This is a genomic window from Oribacterium sp. KHPX15 (assembly GCF_900107835.1).
In the GTDB taxonomy this organism is placed as follows: domain Bacteria; phylum Bacillota; class Clostridia; order Lachnospirales; family Lachnospiraceae; genus Oribacterium.
In genome coordinates this window covers 34,916-56,048 of record NZ_FNRG01000024.1, presented here as the reverse complement: position 1 = coordinate 56,048, position 21,133 = coordinate 34,916, and the positions used below count along the sequence as shown (strand labels likewise).

Genomic DNA, 21,133 nt, shown 5'->3' with positions numbered 1-21,133 from the left:
CATTTCAATCCATGATCACCGGACGTATGTAATATATCTTTCCATCCTTATCAAATCCTAAATGGCACATGTATACGCTGTCGCCGTCTTTTATACTTAGCTCCGGTTCAAATTTCAGATTGCCATTTTCATCATACTGTGCCGGTCTGACAGGTATACTATTCTGTGGTACCCAGGAATGAATATAATCCGTAAATTCATGAAGATCCGAAACAACGAAGTCATCCAGACTATAATCATCCTTAAGATGCTCATAATAAAACTCATCAGAAAACTCTGCCATATTATACAGGTTTGATTCCTCGATCGGAGTTTCCGGACCTCCGGTATATATTTCTTCATAGTATGCTCCGACAAGCTTGCCATCCTTATCTTCATAGAATCCGGCATAGGCGTACAGAGTTGGCTGTGTTTCATAGTACTCGTATTCATCGAGAGTTCCTTTTTTACCCAGAGGTTCAAACATGGTATAAAGGAGCACAGGATCTTTTTCGCCCTTCGGAAGGAAGTAATAATAGTAGTTAAGGAGACAATAGTACTCTCTCCAGCCTACATCCTCAAAGGAATCCCTGTGGCTCTGTGCCTTGGTGAAAAATATACCTTCATCAAGTTCCTCGTAATTCTGAATGACATTGGCAACTCCCTTTCCGGAATCCGGGGCCGGATAGTCATACATCATATCTTTAATTCCGTCAGGATAAACAGACTGAGGATCTTCCTCAAAATGAATATCTTCAACCTCTGCATCAAATAACACAGAATCTCCTGCTTCGGTTTCCGTGTCCTGACAGATCGGAACACTTACTTTTGCACTTGTATAGTAGAAATGCCCGGTACCTTCATAGAAATCAAACTGCGCTTCAAGTTTTCCGTTATCTGTCGTAATATCTCCTGAAAATTCCGGATAGGAGATACCGTATTCAGCAAGCTCTGTAAAGTCACACTCTCCAAGCCTGTAGATATTTCCATTGTTGCTGACCTGGACGATTGTATGGATATTACCCTCCTTTTTCTCCAGGAAGTATGCATTATCATCATCCATGGTCAGGAATAAAGCACTATCCTCCGGCTCATAATGAGCGGTGTCTGTATCTATGTCTCCGGTTTCGTAAATATAATATTGCACCTTATATGGATCAAGGGTGTATGTATAGACAACAAAATGCCCGCCGTCAAGAGAAAATCCCTGAATTTCACCGGGGCATATATCTTTATCTTCACCGTCCGGGAGTTCCTTCTTATATACATGACTCATTTGCTCGCCTTCAGCTGAATAATCAGTCACTTTCTGGGAATATAGGATATTGCCATCCTTAAGGTACAAACAGCCATTTCCGCTGTCTTCACAGACAGTGGTTATTCCTTTTTCGGGAGACTTTGGATCAAAGGTGCAAAGGCTTCCCGGAACATATACAGTAGAATTTCTTTGGAACTTTCCCCACATAGCGCCATAGCCCGGGGCCTGTGAAGAATAGTTGCGGAAAAGTATCTGTCCATCATAGTGCACAGCTTCTCCTGACTGCATTTCAGATGCTGCCTTTTCATCACTTTTCTGCTCTGGTGCATCTGCCGGCGCCTCGCTGCTTTCACTAATATCTTTTACAGATTCCTCTGATGGAGCCCCACCCTGCGCCTCTGTCTCAATCGCTTCTGAAGTCTGATCAGAAACAGTCTCAGCTATTTTTTTATTGCTGCAGGCGACCAACATCATACAAGCTAAAGTTCCTGCTGCCGCTGCATAAATTATTCTTTTCTTCATCTCAATCCCCTGTATATCATTATTAATATCAAGATACTCAATCTTATACGTTGAGCATTCCGACACGATCATGTTTACCTTTAAAAATTCAGTCTTTTGACAGAGGGTCCAGGCCGTAATCAAAGAGGACAATATCGATTTTTATAACATTATAGTCCTTATGTTCAATGAAATACCTTACAACCGCATCCGTCTGGGAAATAGGTGATAAAGCATATCCCGCGATTCTCAGGAAATCAACGGTCTCATCAAGGTTCAAACGAAGTCCGACAGCCAGTGCAAGCACTTTTTTCTTGGAAGGGTTTACCGTTCCTTTCATGATACGTGAGAAATACTGTTTTGAGATATTGGCAGCCGCATATACTTCGGAATTCCTGAGACCTTTCTTGTTAATGAGTTTCTGGAGGTGTTTTTCGAAGGATTCTTTGTATATGCTCTTCAGCATGTCATCCAGGGTTCCCGAGGAGCCTGCTGCAGGAGCGCCTTTAGCCGAAAATGGTTTGAAAGCCGGTAATCCTGCAGACCTTAAAACACTCGTAAGCCTGCCCGGACCTGCTGCTCCCGGGGCTTCTTTCTCAGGAGCACTTTCATCAGAAACTACTTCGTCAAGTGTTTCCTCGTCAAAACAAACACTTTGGCTGAATACCGTCTGTGATGCACTGTCATATTCATATTCCCGGGACAGAGTTTCCGTAACGTAGTCATCATCAATAAAGCTCTTGACTTCCTCTCCCAACTCTCCGGATATCTTTACTGACTGCTCCTCAAACACAACAAGGATGATTTCCATATCATGTTCTTCCAGGAATTCGGTAAAAGCATTGACTGCGATTTCCATTGCAAGACGCTGAGGGAATTTATACGCTCCCGTAGCAAGTAATGGAAATGCTATCGAATTACATTTATATTCTGCCGCAAGCTGTAAAGATTTATCGTAGCAGGCTTTAAGAAGTTCTGTTTCACCTTCTTTGCCGCCATTCCACCATGGGCCACTTGCATGGATTATGTACTTGGCATCCAGGTCAAAAGCCGGCGTAATGGCAACATTACCCGGTGCCAGGACGCCTATCTTATTCCTCTCGGCAAGGAGTTTATCCTTCCCGGCAGCCAGATATATGGCAGAATCAACACCGCCACCGACCGTTACATTCGGGTTTGCAGTATTCACGATAATATCTGCTTTAACTTTGGTTATATCATTTCTGATTATTTGAAATGGCATAATACTCTTCGTTCACTTTCCTTATTCAATACTATAAGAGATCATGTTATTTAAGATCTCACCATGATATCATCCAAGCATCCGGGATAACCCACGGTCTAAATACTCATTCCAAAATGTCCAATTATGCTTTCCGGGGCCGTCTTCATAGAAGAAATCGGCATTTTCCTTCTTGAGGAAGTCTCTGAAATCCGTATTTGCATTATATAATTCCGGAGAATCTTCAGTACCGATTGCCATATATAATTTTGGTATTTTTTTACCTTCTTTCTTTAGATTCTTATATTGAACCTTTGGATTCTTATCCGATTCAATAAGTTTAGACAGATCACCAAATACATCCGTGAGCATTTCGACCGGCATAAGGCTTGCAGCTGAAGCATCTGTCTTTGCTATGTCCTCTATGTGTAATGCAGAAGATAAGGCAATGCATTGAGAAAATCTATCAGGATAGGAAAACGCGGTATGGATAGCTCCATATCCACCCATGGATAAACCTGCAATAAGGTTGTCCTCCCGTTTCGAGAAGTATCCGAAAACCTTATGGATATAATCCGGCAGCTCTTCACCTACAAATTGACAGAAATTGCCGCCGACATATCCCTTATCCAGGTAAAATGAATTGCCGGTTGTGGGCATAAATACAGCAAGGTTATACTGTATGGCCATTTCCTGGGCTACTCCGCCGAACAGCCAGTCTGTATCCGTACCGGTTAATCCATGAAGAAGCATCAGACTTTTTGTTGGTCGTTCATAGTGTTTTGGATCTTTAACTTCTGCCATTTCAACATCATTGGGTAACACAAAAGAAAAGTTCGCATGCTGCATTATACTCTGAGCATGAAATTCCATTCTTCCACTTGCCATTTTAAGCCTCCATTATAAACTTATGATTTTCACTTTTTGCTTCCACGCTTCGCCTCTTTATGAGACGCCAATTCGTTCAGCAGCATCCAGGAAATATCGATTGCCTGCTTTTCATTTTCCCCAAGCTCTTCATAGGGACGAATCATCAGGTTGATACGTTTGTCATCATCCACCGTATCACCATAGCTATAATTATGCAGCTTGTAATACCGCATGGTTCGCGTATGTTCGATCTTTCGAAAAACCTCCTTTTCTTCTTCTGAGGAATTTTGGAAAATATCGTATGCTTTTCTAAGAAGCTTCGGATCCAATTCATCAAAGGATTTATCAGGAGCCTCGTCCTTGAGAAGGATGTGGACTTTCATGCTGATATGGTCTGTGGAAATGTAGTTCATATCTTTGGTCAGTGAATTCAGATCTTCCCACATGGGAATCGATTCGTCTACTGTATAGCGGAACATCTCGTGCCGGCACATAGCCATATCCGTTAACCGGTTATGAAGCACATATGCAGGAGTAAGCATATTCTCGGCTCTTCCGAAAGAAGTTGCAATGCCTCGAACATTGCTGTTATAGATATACAGGTTTCCACGGATAGCAAAGAATGTCTGAATCGTATGCAGTATCTTGATATTCTCCTCCTCCGAATCCGAACAGAGCACGATACGATCTGCGGAACCCAGAAGCCGACCATCCTCATTCCAAAGTTCATTGTGAAAAAAAACACTGTCCATTTCTTCCGACGGCTGGTTCAGAGATACTATTTCTCCCAGCATTTTACGGTTCCGGCAATACTCACTGCTGTCTCCGAAAACATGATACTTGATCTTTTGTTTCTCGAAGAGCACGTTCAGCTCAAGTGCACGGTCCAACATCATCTGACCGGCATTATCGAAACCGATGATTACGATTTCTTCATCGTACTTTTTCACAGGATATTGCTGCCAGAAAGCCCGGGCGGTGCAATCATCCAAAGAGAAAAAGTTGATATTCATAGGATGATAGGATGGTGTGAAGCTGGAAAAACAGATGATGGGAACTTCAAAATCCGCAAGCCCCACAGCGTCCAGGAAATTATCCATATCATTATCTTTGGTACACATAAGATGAGCGTCATACAGAGATCCGCGGCGATCAAGCAGTGCCTCAGGAGTCCATGAAACACAAAGATCCGGGAAGTTCTTATCATCATTGATAGTTGACGCATAGATTATCATGGCGTTCGGCCGCACTTTTTTCAAATTCTCCGCAAACAACATGGCATTTCCGGTTTTTGCCGTAAAAATATACCACGGACGATCTGATTTCATCGTCAAAGTTATGACCGGCCTCATCCGCACAACGAATTCCATCGTAAAACCAATAAAGAAACCCAGTAAACTGATGCCTATAATCAGAAAAATGGATGAGATAATTCTGCCGCCAGTTGTCACCGGATACAAATCTCCATATCCAACAGTTGTAAAAGTGGTAATGGAATACCATATTGCCTGCCCAAGGGTTTGTATAGAGGCATCCGGACTTGCCTGTTCTGCCCGGATCAACAAGAGTAAAAGGATAAGGTATACATACATTATAGCCAAAAAAATGGTAATGTAATGTTTAAGCACAGAACTCAGACGCTTTGTGAATTCCGGATTACGTACACGTCTTTTATACAGTTTGAGACGGATTTTCAAATCCGAAATCCTGCGGCGTAATGACTTTTTGGTTTCCATACCGATTTATCCTCTTAAATAACTACCTGTTACATGTTTTCAATAATTTTCATGAATTTTTCATCAAAACTCTATACTTTACCTTTCGATTCAAACCATCAATAAAATAATATTATTTACATATTTTTTATTCAAGAAAAAAGTCAGCAGAGCATCTGATCTCCACTGACCTTACATTACATCACTTATTTTTTTAAGCATCAGGCTATTTCTTTATTTGTCTGATAATCAGCATTATCCATATTTTCAGCAACCTCAAAGGCATGTCTCAGATCCTCTATCAGATCATCCACATTTTCAATTCCGACAGACAAACGAAGTGTGGTTTCATGAATGCCGTTTTTCTCAAGAATCTCTGACGGTACATCAGCATGGGTCTGGGTTATGGGATATGTGATAAGTGATTCCGTACCTCCGAGACTTTCGGCGAAAAGGATGATGTCAAGGTTTTCCAGGACCTTTACGGCAAATTCCTTTGATGGTACATCAAAGGTTATCATGGCACCGAAGCCCCTTGCCTGTTCCTTCATGATGGCATGTCCCGGATGTTCCTTTAATCCCGGATATAAAACGCGTGTCACACGTTTATCGTTCTTTAGAAAATCCGCAATTTTGTGAGCATTTTCCTCAGCTCTGTCCAGTCTTACAGCCAGTGTTTTAATGCCTCGTATAATGAGCCATGAATCAAAAGGAGAAAGTCCTGCACCGGTACTTTTGAAAAGAAATCTGAGATGCTCGGAAAGAGCCTGATCCTTCACTACTATAAACCCGGCTATGGCATCATGATGTCCCGCCAAAAACTTGGTACCACTGTGGATAACTATGTCGGCGCCAAGGTCCAAAGGATTCTGAAGATAGGGAGACATGAATGTATTGTCAACGATAAGGAGAATACCATGACGTTTTGTTATCCCGGAAAGCTTTCTGAGATCTGTCACATTCATCATGGGATTGGTAGGAGTCTCAAGATAAATTGCCTTTGTATTATCCTTTATCAGATTCTCCACATCTGTTTCATGCAGAGCTGCTGAACTAAACTCAACTCCGTTTTTCTGATTGATCTCACGGAAAAGTCTGATGCTTCCGCCATAGAGGTCTTCATCTATCAGTACATGATCTCCCGGCCCGAACAGCTCCATCACACATCCTATTGCACTGATTCCACTTGCCAATGCTATACAGTCTGTCCCATGCTCAAGTCCTGCAACTATCCTTTCAAGATGATTCCTCGTAGGATTCTGAAGTCTGGAATAATCATACCCCGAACTCACTCCGAATCCCTTATGTGCAAATGTCGACGACTGATATATAGGAAAACTGACCGCACCGTAATGCTCATTTATATCTGCTCCCTCTAAATGCTGACATCGTGTTTCAACACTGTACTCCATATATTCATCCCCCTGTATTTTCTAAATCAGCATCACCGGTTCTACCATCATTCAGGCCAGCCACTTCCGGAGGCTATTGTTGTAATCCTACCGGTGGATTAAAACCGGGGTATCAAATAGCTTGAGCAACTACCTCTTGATTTTCCTGTTCTAATTCATCTATCGCTTCTTTCAACTGCTCAAATGCCTTTTCCAATGTCTTTCTCGGACACGCTATATTAAACCTTTCGAACTGCGCTGTCTCAGGACCGAAGATGGCGCCCGGATCCAGCCACAGATGCGCTCTGTCCACTATCAGGTCTTCAAGTTCATCATCAGTTAATTCGAGCCCCGAAAAGTCTATCCATAAAAGATACGTACCTTCCGGCTCTATAAGTCTGATTTTAGGCAAATGTTTCTGTATATAATCTCTAACGAAATCAACATTTCCCTTCAGATAATGAAGCATCTCCTGATGCCATCTTTCACCTTTTGTGTAAACTGATTCCAATGCTTTAAGCCCTACGATATTTGCCTGACTGTAACCATTTGCGGCATTGGCTTTCTGATATTTCAGCCTGAGTTTTTTATCCGGAATTATGGCATTGGCTATCTGAAGACCCGCTATATTAAAAGTTTTGGTTGGAGAGTGGAGAACCAAGAGATGATCCCGATACGCTGCCCCCAGAGAAAGGGCTGATGTGAACTCATATCCCGGATATATGAAATCACAGTGAATTTCATCACTGACGAGAATAACATCATGCTTCACGCATAGAATCGCTATTTGAAGAAGCTCTTCTCTTGTCCATACACGACCAACCGGATTGTGGGGGTTGCAGAGAATAAACAGCTTAAGCTCAGTATCAGAAATTTTCCGTTCAAGATCAGAAAAGTCGATTTCATAATGTCCATTAACTATCTTCAAAGGTGAATCCACCAGAACTCTTCCATTATCAGTAATCACTTCTCCGAAAGGATAGTATACCGGCTGTTGAATAAGAATCTTGTCTCCGGCTTCTGTATAAGCATTTACACAGTTCGCAAGCGCAAAAATCACAGTAGGCGCCACCGTTACCCATTTTCTGTCAACAGAGTATCCATAATGTTTCTCTGTCCAATTATTTAAGGAATCAAAATAGCTGTCCTTCGGATCGGTGTATCCAAATATCCCATGATCGATTCGTGCTTTTAAATCCCCCAGGATTTCCTCCGGAAGACGGAAGTCCATATCGGCCACCCAGAGGGGGAGCAGATCTTCACGGCCTTTCCTCTCCCTTCCAAAGTCGTACTTTAGACAGTTTGTATTGTGTCGATCTATAGCTTTATCAAAATCATATACTTTTCCATTACTGTTCTCGGCCATATCTATCCCCCCGTCCAGAAACACTAAAATGGTTATCTTTAACTTTACATCTTGCTTCAATGTTATTTATGATTCGAATACTATCAGACCATCAGCCCCCGGGGAATAACAAAAAATCCATAATCAGCTATAAGACTTGTTTATAATAATCTTTAGCAAACTCCCCAATTATAGGTCTTCTTCCCCGAACCACCGCCGAATACTTTCGCCAGCAAAGACTCATCCCTTTCAGGAAAATCCGAATCCTGATCAGCTCTATAGTCCTCCTTGAGAATTCTCTTCAGAAACTGTGCGGTCCTTTCTTCCTTAGGATGTGTAAATATCTCCTCCGGTGCCCCCTCTTCCACGATGACGCCTTTATCCATGAAGATGACCTTGCTGGCAACATCTCTTGCAAAATCCATCTCGTGGGTTACCACCACCATGGTTGCCCCGGATTCTGCCAGATCCTTCATGACATTGAGAACCTCTCCCACAAGTTCAGGATCAAGGGCTGAAGTCGGTTCATCAAAAAGAATAACTTCGGGATTCAGAGCCACCGCTCTCGCGATTCCCACTCTCTGCTGCTGTCCGCCTGAAAGCTGTGAAGGATAGTAATCATAGCGGTTCTTAAGTCCCACTCTGTCCAATGCATTCTTCGCGCGTTCCTCAGCTTCCTTCCTCGGAACACCCCGGGCCACGGTAAGTCCCTCCATTACATTTTCAAGCGCTGTTTTGTTAGCGAAAAGATTGTAGTTCTGGAAAACAAAACCTGATTTCTTTCTTATGTCACGTATGGTCTTCTGACTTGCCACACGAAAATCTGTCTTTATATCATCAAACTCGATGGAACCCTGATCCGCACGCTCAAGAAAATTAATGCAGCGGAGCATGGTGGTCTTTCCGGATCCCGAAGGCCCAAGGACTACTATCACTTCACCCTTGTTTACTTCCAGGTCCACTCCCTTCAATATCTGATTGTTTCCGAAGGATTTATGAATATTGGTTATTTTAAGCATGGTATTACCTCTATACGTTTCTTGTAAACTGACAGCACATTCTCCGCAAATCTGAAGATAAGCTGCACCACCGTGCATAGCAGTACATAAATCATTAGTATCACCAGATACGCTTCGATGTAGTTATATCCGATGGCTGCCTCTATCTTTGCAAGTGCGGTAATGTCTTTGACCGTCATCATATATGCAAGAGATGTATTCTTTAAAAGGCTCACAGTTGTGTTTCCGATATTCGGAAGTGCTGCCACCAGAGCCTGGGGAATGATGATCCTCGTATAGGCCTGAAATTTGGTTTCTCCTATAGACATTGCCGCCTCAAGCTGACCGGCGTTTACTGTAAGAAGTGCCGATCTGAATACCTCAGAAAGAACAGCGATGGTGTTCAGGGAAAATACCGTATAGGCGTAAATGATTGGGTTCCAGGCGAAAACATTGTACCCGGAATGAAGTACGTTTTTAAAAAAGTAGTTAAGGGCTGTGGGCAAAAGACTGTAGAAAAACAGTATCTGGAGCACGATGGGGGTTCCACGGACAAAAGATACATAAAAGCCGATCACCTTTGAAGAAATCTTATGATCCATAAGCTTTCCCAGTGCCATAAAAAATGCCAGCGGCGTGGAAATGAGCAATGTCACAAAAGTAAGCTTCAATGTGACAGGTATTCCGGAAAGAGCCACCAGGAAGGTCTCCCACATAAATCCTAATTCAATTTCCATGAGTGAACCTCCTCACTAATCTTTTGAAAAAAAGCTTTCCATTTTCGCTGACCTTTGGTCCCTTACAGATATCCGTAAAAATCCTGAGGTCTGCTTTACTTTTCGAAGCACTACAGATTCCTCTGATTCACCGGATATTAAAGGATTCCTTAATACCGGTTCTCTGAATCTGATTCCCTCTTTTGATACTTTTGATGCCTTTACTGCCTCCGCATGTGGCTTTAATCCTCTCAAAAGATGCTTCTCCAGTCTCTTTGAAAGAGCCTCTATCACCAGCGTCAGCACCCAGTAGATGATGAACATCGCTATGTAGGTTTCCAATGCATAGGACCCGTGGTTAAGACCGATGATGAGCTGTCCCTTTCCCATGATGTCGATGAGTCCTATGGTATAAGCAAGGGTTCCTTCCTTCATGAGATTCACGAGTGCATTGGTAAAGTTCGGAAGTGCCACCGCCGAAGCCTGCGGGAAAATGATTCTTCTGAAGGTCTGCCAGCGGCTTAAGCCAATGCTGAGACCTGCCTCACTTTGTCCGGGATCTATCGCAAGATACGAGCTTCTGAATACCTCCGACATGGAGGCGCTGAACATTAACGTGAATGTAGTGATGACAAATACCGCCTTGCCTGCATTATTTATGTTGATTCCGAAACTAAGCAACAGCTCCGGAAGGCCGTAATATATGATGAAAAGCATAACGATGGAAGGAACGCAGCGGATGAAATAGGTGTAGCCATTGGCCAGGCCGCAAAGAACTTTTCCGCCCTTAAGCTTTCCTGCTGCAAGGAGGAGCCCCAGGAGGCTTCCGAATAATACTGTTCCCAGCATGATACCGAGGGTAACAAGTGTATATGGGATGATCTGGGGCAAGACTTCAAAAATGAAGCTTGGTTTAAATGGTCTCACAGTGTATCACCTTTCTGATATCCTTCAGGTACATAATCAAATAAGCTGTAACCGAAATACTGCTTCTGTAAATCTTCGATGGTTCCGTCGGCTTTCAATTCTTCAAAAGCCTTATCAAAATCATCCGCAAACTGCTGCTCATCCTTGTTGAAGAGTGACCAGATTGGGATGCCCTCATAAGGAACGAAGGCAAGCTTGTCTGAAAAATCATGGTACTCACCATCCTCCTTTTCAACATTGGCCTCAAAGGAAGTCTTGATGTTGAAGTAAGCATCATAGCGGCCTTCCAGTACCCACTGGTAAGCGTCGGCTGCTTCGAAGGAATCGCCTGCCACAAGGTCGATCCTTGCGTCCGGGTGCTTTGTGTTGTAGTTCTCGACGATGTTATACTGTGCGTTTGCAGGTCCGATGGGAACAAGCTTTCCTGAATACTTTGCGAAGGACTCAAGATCTGTGATCTCAGCTGCATTCTCCTTACGGATGGCAATGCCTATGATGGAAGCTCCGGTGTAATTCTTAGGGAAAACGTACTTCTTGGAACGCTCCTCGGTCCACCATACACCCTTGCTGCCGGCATTGTACTTGCCTGACTCAACGCCAACCAGAAGATCGTCGTCGGTGGTTCCAACATATTCAAACTCGTAATTATCAAGCTTCTCGTCTATGGCCTTCCATACCGCAACCTCGTATCCGTCATGATTTCCGTCCTTGTCAATGAAATCGTATGGTACGTAGGACTGGGTATGAGCGATAACCTTCTTTGTCACGCCTTCTGCCGATGCTGCACTTTCTGATGATGCTGCGTGTGCTGCTTCTGCTGCCGCGGCTGTTGTCCCTGCGGTTGTAGCCTCAGGTGCGGAATTTGAGCCGCAGGCTGAAAGTGCCGTAGCTGAAAGTGATACAAGTGAAACTGCTGCGATGATATTGATAATATTCTTTCTCATAATTATCTCCCCTTCTTTTCGATGGTCAGCCTCCGGACTTCCTTACCTCCGGGGCTGACGGTTTTTGATTGAACACTATTTTGACAACATTATTTCAATGGAATTTTTCTCAGACTGATGCTTTCAGATTCGTGAAACTACGTGCATCTCTTAAAGTGTTTACGGTATGTACCTTAGCTGTTTTCTCAGCAGCTGCCTCTCTTACCCAGTTGAGATGCTCCACAGGGGTATCATTCGGAACTGTGCAGTCTGCGCCGATGATAAGACCGGTTCTTCCTGTCTCTTCGATGATGCTTCTGGTCTCGTTCTGGATCTCAGCCTTATTTCCTCTGTAAAGAATGCTTTCTTCTGTGTTAAGGAAACCGCCGATAACTGCCTTGCCTCCAAAGAACCTTCTACCCTCTCTTAAGCTCAGGCTCTCGGTATGAACTGCCCAGTTAAATACAAGTGCGGGGTAATCCTGATAGAGAGTTATGTAATTTGTATTTCCTCTCCAGCCGCAGATGTGAAGGATATTTGTCTCGGTAAGTCTGTTGGCTGCTTCAAGGATTTTCTTTTCTGATGGTGTTACATACAGACGATAAAGCGCATCCGGAATGAAACGATGTGTGTCTGTTACCGAAAGATAGATTCCGTCGGCTCCTTCTGAATTAATTATGTATGGGAGAAGGTCGATGATATTGTCAGCTATCTTATCCAACGCCTCTTCCACTGCCTCGGGATCTGTTTTAAGAAAGTGAAGGATCAGGTCATTTGCTTCCTGCTCACTGAGATCATGTCCGTTGGCAAGTGCGAAACGGAGATGAGAAAGCGGTGCGAAGATATTGTAGAAAAGCAGGATATCCTGACCGTAGATCTCTCTGTACCCTTTAGCAAGCTTTTCCTGATCTGTGAACCATGGATGAGCCTCGGAAACCGGTGTGAAATCCGGAAGTGTTTCAGGGGTCTTTGCATCAAGCTTCAACGGAAGATAGAAGTATCCGTCTGTCATGATCTTTACGAAATCCGGATCGAATTCTTCTTTGAACTTTCTGGCTCCCTCAAGTATTCTTTTGAAATTCTCAGGATGCTCAACACCGCTTACGAACTCACTTTCATCAAGATAGTGGTGCCAGAAGCCTACAGGAATTCTCTCAACTTCTTCATTGTGAAATGTCTTTAATACCAGTTCTCTCTTTGTACTCATAATTATCTCCCCCTTTATTAATTTTACTTTTGTCTTCGGTTTGGATTTGTTCTTGAACTTCTTGTGTAGAACTATACTGGCCAATTACCTATCTGTAAACTAGGTATTTCTTATCTCTTGTTATAGTCACGGTTTATAACAGCAAAAAAACACCGGGGAAGGTTCTCGCCGGCGAGAACCTTCCCCAGTGGTCTTACGGCAAAACAAAAAAGCCGCTCAGACTCTGAGTGAGTTTGAGCGGTTTTATCAATCCTCAGATACCAATACATTCTTACCGTGCTGCTTGCCGTAATACATACGTTCGTCAGCAATTTTGATCAAATCCTCAGCTTTACTGAAATTTTCCATATATTTGGTAAGTCCAATAGTTATGGTTACTTTAATTCGTTTATTAAAGAACACCGTCGGTGTTTTTTCTACGAGCTTTCTTAAGTCTTCTATTTTCTGCCTTGCCGAAACAAAATCATAATCCTTCATCAGGATGACGATCTCTTCTCCACCCCATCTGCATATATCGCAGTCGCTCATTTCATTTTTTATCAATGCGGTGGTGTGCCTCAATACCTCATCACCGCAGTCATGTCCATAGGTATCGTTAATTCCTTTGAAATTATCGATATCACAGAAAGCTACACAAAATTGCTTTGGCTGGTCACTCTTCATAAGTGATTCAATCCGCGGGATAAAACCACGTCTGTTCAAGAGACCTGTAAGAGCATCCTCCGAAGCATCAGCCGACAGTTGTTCATTGGTAAGTTCGAGACCCATCTTTTCGATCTCGCTTGAAATAATATATATGGAGCTGTAAAAAACGACACTGAAATACATTACAAATGATGAAAAAAGCATCATAATGGTTCTTACTGTACCTGCCATCTCATAAACAGGATTTATATTCGAGTAAGCGGTATACAATAATGCATACAGTGCAAATATCAGCGCCAGAACCAGGACTATCATCCATCTCCTTATCCCCTTAAACAGATAGCTGCCAAAATATATGATTATGGGCACGATGGAAAACAGGAAATTGTAAGAACCACTTTTCCATCCGATATAATAAACCGCCACGGTCGAATAAATGCTAACCTCTAAGATAATGCTCATATAAACCGGCATTATGTGATCATGCTTACAAAGAAATATACAAACCAGGTATATGATCACACTCATGCTATTAAACAATGTTAACGGCATCACACCTGCATACCACACTATCATCAGCAGTACCACATGTACCATACACATTATGGCAACAGTAAACATTAAAGTGTTGTCCACAATAAAATGTAAGAATTTGCCTAATATATCTCTGCTTCTCATTCTAAACTGTTTTCCTTATCTCAAAACCAGGTATTACTGTAATTTATGTAATTTCTTCTTGCTATTACCTATCCAGATATTATAAAATCAATTTTACATATAATATAAACGTTTTCAATTTAAAATTCCATAAACTGACCGATATTAAAAGACCCTGCCGGATCAATTCCGACAGGGTCTTTCGGTTCATTAACAGAGGCTGCTCCGCGCCAAACCAAATGTGATATTTTTATAGCTCGTCCAGATATGCATTAAGGAACTCAGCGGCAAGACTTCCCGGTTTAATATTTTTTCTTGCATCATCAAAGGCGAACCAATTAAAAGAATCGATTTCTTTATTGGTGGAAAGTTCGCTGTCCGAATCAACATATACTGTGAAATTGCACATCAAGGTGTTTGATGGCTCGAAGAATTTAGTTCTGTTGAATCGGATATGTGATGCAGTCATACCGGTTTCCTCTTTAAGTTCCCTTACTACAGCATGCTCTAACTGTTCACCTCTGTTGACATATCCGGCAACAAGGATATAGACATCTCTGCCATATTGCTTGATCAGGAGTATCTTATCAGTCTTTTTATTGATAACGATCATGCTTACAGCCACATTGTACATGGGGAACCTGAACTCATTGCAGGCAGGGCAAAAAGGCACCATGCCTTCTCCTTCCAATTCCTTATCAATTAATTTAGATCCACAGACCTGACAATATTTTTCGCTCATATCTGACTCCTATCGATATTACTTTATTCACCGTTTTGTGATTATTTACTTAATCATAACATAGAACTGATTATATCGGGCAATCGTCTGTTCAGAGTCGTCACTTACCAAGTATTGCATCACGAAGAGGTGCTGCGATTTTCTCAAGCTCAGCCTGATCCTGTATCTTTTTCAGGTTTGGATCCATGGCGAAGGTTCCGCCCCACTCAAACTGATCCTTGTACTTTGGAACCAGATGCATGTGAAGGTGACAGCCTGTATCACCGTACATTCCGTAGTTGACCTTATCCGGATTGAAAACCTTGTGGATAGCATCGGCAACGGCTACCACATCTGCGATAAATGCGTTACGCTCCTCGAGAGAAATGTCCGTCATCTCAGATACATGATGCTTTGATGCAACTATACATCTTCCGGGATGGCTCTGTTCCTTAAAAAGATAAACTGTTGAAGCAGGGAGCTCGCAGATTTCATAACCGAACTTTGCCACCAGCTCGCCCTTTGCGCAATATGCGCAGTCCGGATGCTCTTTCGCCATATCATGTGCCATAAAAAATACCTCCAAAATTGTCATAAAAAATAATTGTGTAATCGCTTACATTTTTGCTTAGTATAACACTTCAAATCCCCTTATAAAAGGATAATTTAAAGAAACCGAAAAATCCGCATCCGTATATCTCTGACATACAGATGCAAATCTAATAGGCTCCTTACAACAGACACGTAACAGACACAAATAATAAAAGCCTTCCAAAGATAAATGACTTTACATTCATCTTTGGAAGGCTTTTAATCAACTGCTGCGCTGCATTATACCCTTACGAAGTGCAGCTGAACCGCCGGATAATCTCCCACGGAAAGGTTCATGGCATAACCTCCGTACATCAATGCAGCACCGGACATTTTCTGCTCTGTTCCTTCAAGTCTGTAAACTGCCTCCTCGTCAAGGCCTCTGAGCCTTATGTTCTTGATCTTTGCATTAGCCTGAGATTTCTTGACTACAACATTAACAAGAGCCTCAGATTTATCGGCTGCAGCAAACTCCCATGCCTTATATATCTCACGCTGATCCTCAGGTGTGATCCTATAGTAGTCTCCCTTCTGAATAAGCCAATAGAATCTGTTGAAGGTCTTTATCTGATACTTTACTTTCTCACGCTCCTCCTCTGTAAGCTTCGTTATATCAAGCTCATAACCGAAGGTTCCTGACATGGCAACGACGCCGCGGGTCTCAAAAGGTGTGATTCTTCCGGTCTGGTGATTCGGAACCGCAGAAACATGACTTCCCATAGTGCTTATCGGATATCCAAAGGATGTTCCTTCCTGAATCTCAAGTCGCTCGATAGCATCAGTATCATCGGAGCACCATATCTGAGGACAGTAATACATCATTCCCGCATCAAAACGTCCGCCGCCGCCTGAACAGCCCTCTATCATAAGCTCCGGATAAGCCTTTAAGAGTCGATCCAACAGAGAGTAGGTTCCCAGCATAAATCTGTGGGCAGCCTCCCCCTGACGGTCTGCCGGGAGCTTGTTGGAGTAAACATTACATACAGATCTGTTAAAGTCCCATTTAATATAGGAAATATGAGCACTTGCAAGGATTTTGCTGATGCAGTCGAAAAGATAGTCTTCCACTTCCTTGTTACTCATATCCAGCACCATCTGGTTTCGTGACATGTTCGGCAGTCTGTCCGGATCCCTCAAAGCCCACTCCGGATGCTTTCTGAAAAGCTCAGAATCTTCATTGATCATCTCCGGCTCAAACCAGAGACCGAACTTCATGCCAAGCTTATCGGTTTCGTCTGATATTCTCTTGAGTCCGCCAACAAGCTTCTTTTCATTAACAAACCAGTCGCCGAGACCTGAATTGTCATCGTCGCGCTTTCCGAACCAGCCGTCATCCAGCACCATCATCTCTACCCCAAGTTCCGAAGCAGATCTTGCAATGTCGATGATCTTCTCAGCATTGAAATCAAAGTAGGTAGCTTCCCAGTTATTGATGAGAACAGGTCGCTTAAGGTCTCTGTACTTCCGGTCGCAGACATTATCACGGATAAGGTTGTGGTAGTTGTGGCTGAGCTTTTCGAGGCCCTGATCCGTGAAAGTCATTATGGCTTCCGGCGTGTCAAATGATGCACCCTTTTCAAGCAGCCATGAAAAACCTTCATCGTTTATACCCGTAACCACACGTACGGCCCCGGCCTGATCCTGCTCGATCTCAAACTTGTGATTGCCCGAATACATAAGCATCATGCCAATGCAGTCGCCTTTTGTTTCTGTGGCCTCATGATCACAAAGTATCACGAAGGGATTCTGATGGTGACTGCTCATGCCTCTCTTCGAGCTGATAACTCTGATGTCCTGATCAAGCTCATGACGGGTCATCTCACGTTCCATGGCGTGCTTTCCCACAAAGTGTATCTCGTCCCAGCTTCCGTAAAGAATGTCAAGGGTAGCTGAGGAAGCCTTCTCAAGACGGATAGGATTGTCTGAGGCATTGATAAATCTTGTGTGTCTTACGATGATATCTTTTTCAGCAAATACAGAATAGTAGAGTTCAACTGTCAATCCGATGATCTTGTCTTCTAAGGTAATTACAAGTGTACTTACTTCATCATCATACTGTCTCACCGAGGGAAGCCCCGGTATCTCAGGCTTTTTCTCAAGTATCTTATATGATTTATATCTCAGATCACAGCTTCTGCTGCCATTCTCAGCTATGAGACTTAAAGAGCTGACTCTGAAATCCCCAACTCCGCAGCCCGAAAACTCCTGAGGGAGAACATCTATGGAACGTCCTCTGTCGAGACGGTACTCATAAAGATTTCCTGAAAAACCTCTGTCAACAGGTATGATCTGATAGCTCATATCAGTCCCATAGGTCGGTCTTCCATAATATGTATGTAAGAGGAGTCCGATGTCATCTATCTTCATCTGGTACTCTGTATTCTCTGTAAGCAGTCTGAAAAACTTTTTTGTTTCATCAAAAACTATTGCCATAATGACACTCCTTTTGCCTTGCAAATTATATTTCATAATATTTGGACATGGCTATACTACGCTATTTTTGCATCTTTTAGTATGTTATAATGCGTTTAGAATTTGTCTTTTTGTGACTTATCAAAGGAGTGTTTATGAGAGTTCAGACAACTGCGTCCGTCGGAAGATTCGATGATCATGCCTTTCTTGATTATGACTGGTCCGATGATCTTTCACTTTATGAAATAGGTAACTTCAACTGCCCTCCGCTATATTCCTATGGTCCTGTTGCACGTCCCAGAGATATATTCCATTTTGTTCTTTCAGGCAAGGGTAAGCTTTATATAAAAAACCGCGAGTATACTGTAGAAGCCGGTCAGGGCTTTCTCATCCCTCATGAAGTCAAGGCTCTATATACAGCTGACAGGAATGATCCCTGGTCCTATTTCTGGCTGCATATAGGCGGTGCAAGACTGGCTGAAATATGGACAAAGGCGGGTCTGTCAGAGGATAATCCTGTATTTGTCTCAGACGTCGACTCCTCTCCTATGCCTGAACTTTACAGGGATATTTCTGAAAAACGAGAAAGAGAACTGTATTGCATTTCAAAGCTATTTGAAATCATGGATCATGTCACTTCAACCTCCGTAAACCGGCAGCTTTCCAGACCAAACACACAACTAGATTTTGTGCAGCGTATCATACACATCATCCAGATAAAATATTCAGAACCTCTGCAAGTCACTCAGATTGCAGAGCTTTGCGGGCTCAACAGAAGCTATATGTCCAGAATCTTTAAAGATGCCACCGGTTCAAGCATCCAGGAATATCTTATGGATTACCGCATGAAAAAAGCCAACCGGCTTCTGAAAGAAACGGACGAGTCCGTTCAGACTATTTCAAACCTGGTTGGCTATAAGGACATATTCACTTTTTCGAAAGCATATAAAAAAGTATTCGGTAATTCTCCGTCCATTTACCGTGCAGAACAAAAAAATCGTAAGGGGGTCTGACCCCCTTACAAAGATCTTAAGCCAATGATGGCTCTTTCTTCATTTCATCTTCTTCCGAAGTTTTGGTACCAAGGAGTTTATTTACGCATGTAAGCGTAACCAATACACCAAGTACCATAAGAAATGCTGCAACGATAAGCTGGAGGCCGTTAACCAGGAAGGTTGCTGTGCCGGCTCTAAAAGCATTGACATTACCGATGAAGTTAAGAACGATAGCAGAAAATGTCACAACCAGCATGATAACCATAGGAACATAAAGCATTACACTCTTACGGCCGGTAGCTCTCAGGAAAACTGCGATTCCGATGAGTACAAGAGCCGCAAGCATCTGGTTTGCGGAACCGAACAGGGCCCAGACATTGGCATAACCACCAAGGCAGAGAAGATATCCGAAGAAAAGTGTTATGGCTGTTGCAAAATACTGGTTAAGGCAAAGCTTCTGCCATACAGGGATCTTTGACTTGTCTGTTTCGTCTGTGGCGAAAAGCTCCTGGAAAGACATTCTTCCGATTCTTGCTACAGAGTCGAGGGATGTAAGTGCCAATGCTGACACACACATGGTCATGAAGACATTGGCCACGCTGTTTGGAACACCGAAGGTCTCAAGGAAGCCGGCAACACCCTGTGAAAAAATCTGGAAAGGTGTCAGGTCAGCAGGTACTGCTCCGTTAACCGCAACTGCGCCGCAGACAAGGAGTGAGCAAACACCGAGAAGTGTTTCAAGTGCCATTGCACCGTAACCGACTGCAAGCATATCCTTTTCGTTTCTTACAGTCTTTGATGATGTGCCTGAAGATACAAGGCTGTGGAAGCCGGAAACCGCACCGCAGGCGATGGTTACAAACAGTGTCGGGAAAATGTAGCTGTGAGAACCGTTTGCTGCTGTGAGAACAAAGCCGTTGAAAGCATTGAGCTTCATATCAGGATGAGCAACCACAAGGCCGAATACCGCACCGACTATCATGCCGAGAAGCATAAAAGTTGTGAGATAATCTCTGGGCTGCATAAGGAGCCACATAGGTGTGACTGACGCTGCAAAAAGGTATATCATAATCACATAGTTCCACTGAGGTGCAGTGAGATAGATCGGCGCTGCCATACCGAATGCAAACATTGCCACAAGAAGTACGATGGCGATCACAACTCTGGTGCTTTCCTTCATATTCTTATGATGCTTTTCAACAAGTCCGAAGGCCATGGCAACAAAGATAAACAGCATTGAAATGGTTGCTGCTGCAGCGCCGTTAAAGTTAAGTGCTGCGGATCCGTCTGCTGCTTTAGTGAATCCGTTGAAGGTGCTTGATACCATGGATGTAAATGCTGCAATAACGAGCAGAGTGAAGAGCCAGCAAAACAGTGAGAAGAAACGTCTTCCGGCTTTTCCGATATACTTTTCGATGATCATACCGATGGACTTTCCGTCATTCTTTACTGAAGCATAAAGTGCTCCGAAGTCCTGCACAGCTCCGAAAAAGATTCCACCGAACAGAAGCCACAAAAGACATGGCACCCAACCAAAGGCTGCAGCCAGGATAGGTCCCTGCACCGGGCCTGCTCCCGCGATTGATGAAAACTGATGTGAAAATACAGTAAGCTTTGATGATGGCACATAGTCTTCTCCATCCTCATACTTTGTTGCAGGTGTGACTGCCTTTTCATCGATACCCCAGGTCTTTGCCAGGTATCTTCCATACAACAGATATCCTGCGATAAGTGCGATACCTGCTACGAGTAAAATAACTAAGCTATTCATTATTTTCGCCCCCTTATAAATATGAATAAAATGAATAATAAAAGCTCTTTCCATTCACTTTAGTACTTTAAATCGGCGGATTCAATTATTATTAATTAATTCGTGAAAACCCATAAATTTAAGAGTTTCTGAGGGCCCAAAAGTCTCAAATATGCCATATAGTTATGTTATTAGTGGTATTTTGCTTATTCATAATAATCTGAGGTTATATAACAATTAACCCTAAGTCATGCATTTACTCAAGTTACCGTAATTCCGCTCAATTAGTACGAACATTTGCTCAACTTTT

17 protein-coding genes and 1 pseudogene are annotated in these 21,133 nt (G+C 43.0%); 1 reads left to right on the top strand and 17 read right to left on the bottom strand.

All coding sequences use genetic code 11. The annotated features are described in order from the left end of the window. Positions 1-4 precede the first annotated feature (4 nt). The 16 genes and pseudogenes from BLV86_RS13205 to BLV86_RS13135 form a co-directional block, all read right to left on the bottom strand. A complete protein-coding gene (locus tag BLV86_RS13205; protein WP_139297925.1) occupies positions 5-1,759 on the bottom strand; it encodes a hypothetical protein in 1,755 nt (584 codons plus the stop codon). 88 nt (positions 1,760-1,847) lie between these two features. Then, positions 1,848-2,981 (bottom strand): macro domain-containing protein, encoded by a 1,134-nt coding sequence (locus BLV86_RS13200; protein ID WP_090818326.1) that lies wholly within the window; start codon positions 2,979-2,981, stop codon positions 1,848-1,850. Positions 2,982-3,050: 69 nt separating this feature from the next. After that, a complete protein-coding gene (locus BLV86_RS13195) occupies positions 3,051-3,848 on the bottom strand; it encodes an alpha/beta hydrolase (protein ID WP_090818322.1) in 798 nt (265 codons plus the stop codon). 29 nt (positions 3,849-3,877) lie between these two features. Continuing rightward, complete coding sequence (locus tag BLV86_RS13190; protein WP_242840131.1) at positions 3,878-5,089, bottom strand: hypothetical protein; 1,212 nt, start codon at positions 5,087-5,089, stop codon at positions 3,878-3,880. A 156-nt stretch (positions 5,090-5,245) separates the two neighbouring features. Further along, positions 5,246-5,422 (bottom strand): annotated as a pseudogene (locus BLV86_RS18800) (potassium channel family protein); the annotation flags it as partial. 344 nt (positions 5,423-5,766) lie between these two features. Further along, complete coding sequence (locus tag BLV86_RS13185) at positions 5,767-6,957, bottom strand: trans-sulfuration enzyme family protein (RefSeq protein ID WP_175456557.1); 1,191 nt, start codon at positions 6,955-6,957, stop codon at positions 5,767-5,769. A 112-nt stretch (positions 6,958-7,069) separates the two neighbouring features. Next, a complete protein-coding gene (locus BLV86_RS13180; protein ID WP_090818312.1) occupies positions 7,070-8,302 on the bottom strand; it encodes a MalY/PatB family protein in 1,233 nt (410 codons plus the stop codon). 152 nt (positions 8,303-8,454) lie between these two features. Next, positions 8,455-9,300 (bottom strand): amino acid ABC transporter ATP-binding protein, encoded by an 846-nt coding sequence (locus tag BLV86_RS13175; protein ID WP_090818309.1) that lies wholly within the window; start codon positions 9,298-9,300, stop codon positions 8,455-8,457. Next, a complete protein-coding gene (locus BLV86_RS13170; RefSeq protein WP_090818306.1) occupies positions 9,288-10,016 on the bottom strand; it encodes an amino acid ABC transporter permease in 729 nt (242 codons plus the stop codon). The genes BLV86_RS13175 and BLV86_RS13170 overlap by 13 nt, the downstream gene beginning before the upstream one ends. A 15-nt stretch (positions 10,017-10,031) precedes the next feature. Then, positions 10,032-10,922 (bottom strand): amino acid ABC transporter permease, encoded by an 891-nt coding sequence (locus BLV86_RS13165; protein WP_090818304.1) that lies wholly within the window; start codon positions 10,920-10,922, stop codon positions 10,032-10,034. Then, positions 10,919-11,866 carry a transporter substrate-binding domain-containing protein gene (locus tag BLV86_RS13160; protein ID WP_090818301.1) on the bottom strand — a complete coding sequence of 316 codons (948 nt, stop codon included), beginning with the start codon at positions 11,864-11,866 and terminating at the stop codon, positions 10,919-10,921. Before BLV86_RS13160 ends, BLV86_RS13165 begins: the two co-directional genes overlap by 4 nt. 109 nt (positions 11,867-11,975) lie before the next feature. Then, on the bottom strand, positions 11,976-13,052 hold the full coding sequence (locus BLV86_RS13155; protein WP_090818296.1) for a uroporphyrinogen decarboxylase family protein: 1,077 nt from the start codon (positions 13,050-13,052) through the stop codon (positions 11,976-11,978). Positions 13,053-13,298: 246 nt separating this feature from the next. After that, the gene (locus BLV86_RS13150; protein WP_175456556.1) at positions 13,299-14,012 is read right to left on the bottom strand and encodes a GGDEF domain-containing protein; all 714 of its coding nucleotides are present in this window, start codon (positions 14,010-14,012) and stop codon (positions 13,299-13,301) included. 592 nt (positions 14,013-14,604) lie between these two features. Next, a complete protein-coding gene (locus BLV86_RS13145; RefSeq protein ID WP_090818290.1) occupies positions 14,605-15,096 on the bottom strand; it encodes an NAD(+) diphosphatase in 492 nt (163 codons plus the stop codon). A gap of 100 nt (positions 15,097-15,196) precedes the next feature. After that, positions 15,197-15,646: an HIT family protein gene (locus BLV86_RS13140; protein WP_242873312.1), complete on the bottom strand. Its 450-nt coding sequence runs from the start codon at positions 15,644-15,646 to the stop codon at positions 15,197-15,199. Positions 15,647-15,906: 260 nt separating this feature from the next. Continuing rightward, complete coding sequence (locus BLV86_RS13135) at positions 15,907-18,099, bottom strand: alpha-galactosidase (RefSeq protein WP_090818286.1); 2,193 nt, start codon at positions 18,097-18,099, stop codon at positions 15,907-15,909. A 134-nt stretch (positions 18,100-18,233) separates the two neighbouring features. On the opposite strand from BLV86_RS13135, the gene BLV86_RS13130 reads away from it, so the two are divergent. Continuing rightward, entirely contained in the window at positions 18,234-19,091 is an 858-nt protein-coding gene (locus BLV86_RS13130; RefSeq protein WP_090818283.1) for an AraC family transcriptional regulator, read from the top strand. Between the two features lie 16 nt (positions 19,092-19,107). Here the strand turns inward: BLV86_RS13130 and BLV86_RS13125 are convergent, their stop codons facing one another. Further along, positions 19,108-20,844 (bottom strand): carbon starvation CstA family protein, encoded by a 1,737-nt coding sequence (locus tag BLV86_RS13125; protein WP_090818280.1) that lies wholly within the window; start codon positions 20,842-20,844, stop codon positions 19,108-19,110. Positions 20,845-21,133: the final 289 nt, after the last annotated feature.